4 protein-coding genes and 1 pseudogene are annotated in these 3,720 nt (G+C 40.2%); all 5 read left to right on the top strand.

Going from position 1 to position 3,720, the window contains the following annotated elements:
- The coding region (locus tag AC1DRF_RS19370) for a c-type cytochrome (RefSeq protein WP_477741431.1) at window positions 1-603 on the top strand (603 nt) is incomplete at its 5' end.
- Between the two features lie 34 nt (window positions 604-637).
- Window positions 638-2,503 (top strand): cytochrome c oxidase subunit I, encoded by a 1,866-nt coding sequence (ctaD, locus tag AC1DRF_RS19365; RefSeq protein WP_477741430.1) that lies wholly within the window; start codon window positions 638-640, stop codon window positions 2,501-2,503.
- Complete coding sequence (gene ctaE, locus AC1DRF_RS19360; protein ID WP_013056081.1) at window positions 2,503-3,123, top strand: cytochrome c oxidase subunit III; 621 nt, start codon at window positions 2,503-2,505, stop codon at window positions 3,121-3,123. The genes ctaD and ctaE overlap by 1 nt, the downstream gene beginning before the upstream one ends.
- A 4-nt stretch (window positions 3,124-3,127) precedes the next feature.
- Entirely contained in the window at window positions 3,128-3,460 is a 333-nt protein-coding gene (gene ctaF, locus AC1DRF_RS19355) for a cytochrome c oxidase subunit IVB (protein ID WP_013082313.1), read from the top strand.
- Between the two features lie 54 nt (window positions 3,461-3,514).
- Window positions 3,515-3,720: pseudogene (locus AC1DRF_RS19350) on the top strand (cytochrome c oxidase assembly factor CtaG); the annotation flags it as partial.

The raw sequence follows: 3,720 nt of genomic DNA, 5'->3' as shown, positions 1-3,720 counted from the left end.
TCGCAAGATCTAGTTGTTCCAACGGATAAAAAAGTCTACTTTAACATTAAAGCTTCTGAYGTCAAGCACTCATTCTGGATTCCTTCAGTTGGAGGAAAGCTCGATGCTAACACAGAAAATGATAATAAATTCTGGCTAGTGTTTGATTCTAAGAAATCGAAGGAAGCTAACGGGGTTTTCTACGGAAAATGTGCTGAGCTTTGCGGTCCATCTCATTCTCTTATGGACTTTAAAGTAAGGGCTGTATCAAGCGATGAATTTGATATGTGGGCAAAAGATTTGAAAAAGGCAAAGCCTGATGTAGAAACAGCATCCGCAAAAGCTGGTCAAGAGGTCTTTAATGAAAGCTGTATCGGATGTCATGCTGTTGACGTCAAAGACAATCGTCCAGAGCAAGCTCGTCAAGCACCAAACTTAGCCGGTTTTTCTGAACGTGAGCGTGTAGCTGGGGTGCTTCCTCACAACAAGGAAAATATCAAAAAATGGTTAAAAGACCCTGAAAAAGTTAAGCCGGGTAATAAGATGAGTGGTACATATCCTGACTTAACAGATGAACAAGTGAATGAGCTAGCAGACTATTTAATGAGTTTAAAAGAAAAATAAACGTCCAGTCGTTTTTARAAGGGGAGGTTTAGCGATGAGTACACTCAGTCAAAAGAAGGGTGTAGGTGGAACAATTTGGGATTTTATGACAACCGTTGACCATAAGAAAATCGCCATTCTTTATTTAATCGCCGGCGGTATCTTTTTTCTAGTCGGAGGAGTGGAAGCGCTATTTATACGTATTCAGCTGGCTATACCAAGCAATGACTTTGTTAGTGCAGGAACGTATAATGAAATTTTAACAATGCATGGAACAACAATGATTTTCTTAGCCGCAATGCCGCTTCTTTTTGCCATGATGAATGCAGTTGTTCCGCTGCAAATTGGAGCTCGAGATGTAGCATTTCCATTTTTAAATTTGTTAGGTTTTTGGTTGTTTGCCTTTGGGGGACTCTTTTTAAATCTAAGCTGGTTTTTAGGAGGAGCACCTGATGCAGGGTGGACATCATATGCTTCGCTGTCTATTGCATCACCTGGTCACGGAATTGATTTTTATGCGATAGGTTTGCAGATTTCCGGAGCCGGGACATTGATTTCAGGTATCAACTTTCTCGTGACAATCATTAACATGAGGGCGCCAGGCATGACTTATATGCGTATGCCGCTGTTTACGTGGACGACGTTTGTTGCATCAGCTCTTATTTTGTTTGCGTTTCCAGCGCTAACGGTTGGATTGTTCTTAATGATTTTTGACCGCTTATTCGGGGGAAACTTTTTTGACGCCACAATGGGTGGGAACACCATTATCTGGGAACATCTTTTCTGGATATTCGGTCATCCGGAAGTATATATTTTAATTCTTCCAGCGTTTGGTGTTTTCTCTGAAATTTTACCTACTTTTTCAAGAAAGAGATTATTCGGGTACTCGTCGATGGTTTTTGCTACCGTATTAATCGGATTTTTAGGGTTCATGGTGTGGGCTCACCACATGTTTACAACCGGACTTGGTCCAATTGCAAATGCCATTTTTGCTGTCGCTACGATGGCTATCGCCGTTCCAACTGGAATTAAAATTTTTAACTGGCTGTTTACGCTTTGGGGAGGAAGTATTGAGTTTACGTCTCCAATGCTGTATGCTGTCGCTTTTATTCCATCATTTGTTATCGGTGGAGTAACAGGAGTTATGGCAGCTGTAGCACCTGCAGATTATCAATTTCAAGATTCTTATTTTATCGTTGCTCACTTCCATTACGTTATCGTAGGCGGTGTCGTATACGCTATATTAGCAGGTGTCACATACTGGTGGCCAAAAATGTTTGGGAAGATGTTAGATGAAAAGTTAAGMAAAGCAACGTTCTGGCTCTTTTTGATTGGTTTTCACTTAACGTTCTTTATTCAGCATTTCTTAGGCCTAATGGGGATGCCTCGCCGCGTATGGACGTTCTTGCCTAATCAAGGTCTCGACCTTGGGAATGCAATCAGTTCATCAGGAGCTGCTTTCATGGCGGTTGCTACGCTCATTTTACTGGTTAATATTATAAAAACAACTGCCAAAGGACAAAGGGTAGGAGGAGACCCTTGGGGAGACGGACGCACATTAGAATGGGCTATTTCATCTCCGCCTCCAGAGTATAACTTTAAACAAACGCCGCTTGTACGCGGGTTAGATGCATATTGGATTGAAAAAATGGCAGGAAATAAAGAAATGACGTCAGCCGAACCTCTTGGTGATATTCATATGCCAAACTCGTCGTTTATTCCATTTATGATATCGCTTGGAATGTTTATTGCAGGGATTGGCTTTTTGTATCGAAATGATCATGCGTGGGGAGATATTGTAGGGATTATCGGAATGATCGTCATGTTTTTATCGATGTTCTTCCGTTCATGGGTTGATGATCACGGCTTTCATATTCACAAAGAAGACTTAGTTGATGATGACAAGGAGGCGAAGATGTAATGGAGACTGAACAAAAGCTAACTGCTGAAACTTTCCCTGCTTCGCCTGAAAAAGCAACGCTTGAAGGGAAAAATAAATTTACTGGCTTTTGGCTCTTTTTAGGCGGAGAGACGGTTTTGTTTGCTTCACTTTTTGCTACTTATTTAGCTTTACGTAATTCAACGATGTCAGGACCTAAGCCAGAAGAATTGTTTGATATTAAGCTTGTTTTTGCAGCCACCATGATTTTATTAACAAGTTCACTAACAAGCGTATATGCTATGTATCATATGAAAAATTTTGAATTTAAAAAGATGCAGCTATGGTTAGGCGTTACGTGGCTTTTAGGTTTAGCGTTTTTAGGGCTAGAAATTTATGAGTTCAGGCATTATGTTCATGAAGGGCATACGTTTACAAGCAGCGCATTCGGTTCTTCTTTCTACGCGCTGGTTGGGACCCACGGAGCTCACGTAACGTTCGGATTGCTTTGGATTGGTTCTTTGATGATTCGAAATGCAAAGCGGGGGTTAAACTTATATAACGCTCCTAAATATTATGTCGCAAGTTTATACTGGCACTTTATCGATGTTGTGTGGGTCTTTATTTTCACGGTTGTATATTTAATGGGAATGGTGGGATAAGCTGATGACGACAAATCAATCAAACTCAGATAACCCAAGGCTCAATTTAGATTATCGTAAAAAAAGAAACGCAGAAGATATGAAGATGCAAGTTATCTCTTTTGGGATGATGTTGTTTCTAACGCTAATTGCTTTTTTTGCGGTTTATCAAGAGTTTAGCGGATGGTACATTATGCCGGTGATTGTGCTCTTGGCCGTTGTTCAAGTCATCTTTCAACTTTATTATTTCATGCATATGAACCACAAAGGACATACCATACCAGCATTTTTCTTGTATTCAGGCGTATTGGTAGCTCTTTTAACCATTTTAGCTTTTGTAACCATTATTTGGTGGTAAAGAAAAGGGCTGGCATGCGCCAGTCCTTTTCATCATCTGTAGAAGGAGGAATAGATGTTGATTAACAATTTGCAGATGTTTGGTTTTGAAGCACTTTGGAGCCCTTACTATTTTTTAACTATTTGTCTGGTGACCGTCTTATATTTTTTMATCGTTGGTAGATGGAGAGGGAATTTTATAGGAGCGGTGGCCGTAAACAGAAAAACAAAAGCGTATTTTGTTATCAGCATGGTTCTTTTATATATATGTAAAGGAGGACC

It is taken from the genome of Priestia sp. P5_B4 (assembly GCF_056400385.1).
Note: the sequence above shows the minus strand (reverse complement) of the source record. Positions and strands in the feature narration are given on the sequence as shown.

Excerpts from the sequence above, each read along its gene's own strand:
- ctaE (WP_013056081.1), top strand. The coding sequence starts at position 2,503 with ATGGAGACTGAACAAAAGCTAACTGCTGAAACTTTCCCTGCTTCGCCT.
- ctaF (WP_013082313.1), top strand. The coding sequence starts at position 3,128 with ATGACGACAAATCAATCAAACTCAGATAACCCAAGGCTCAATTTAGAT.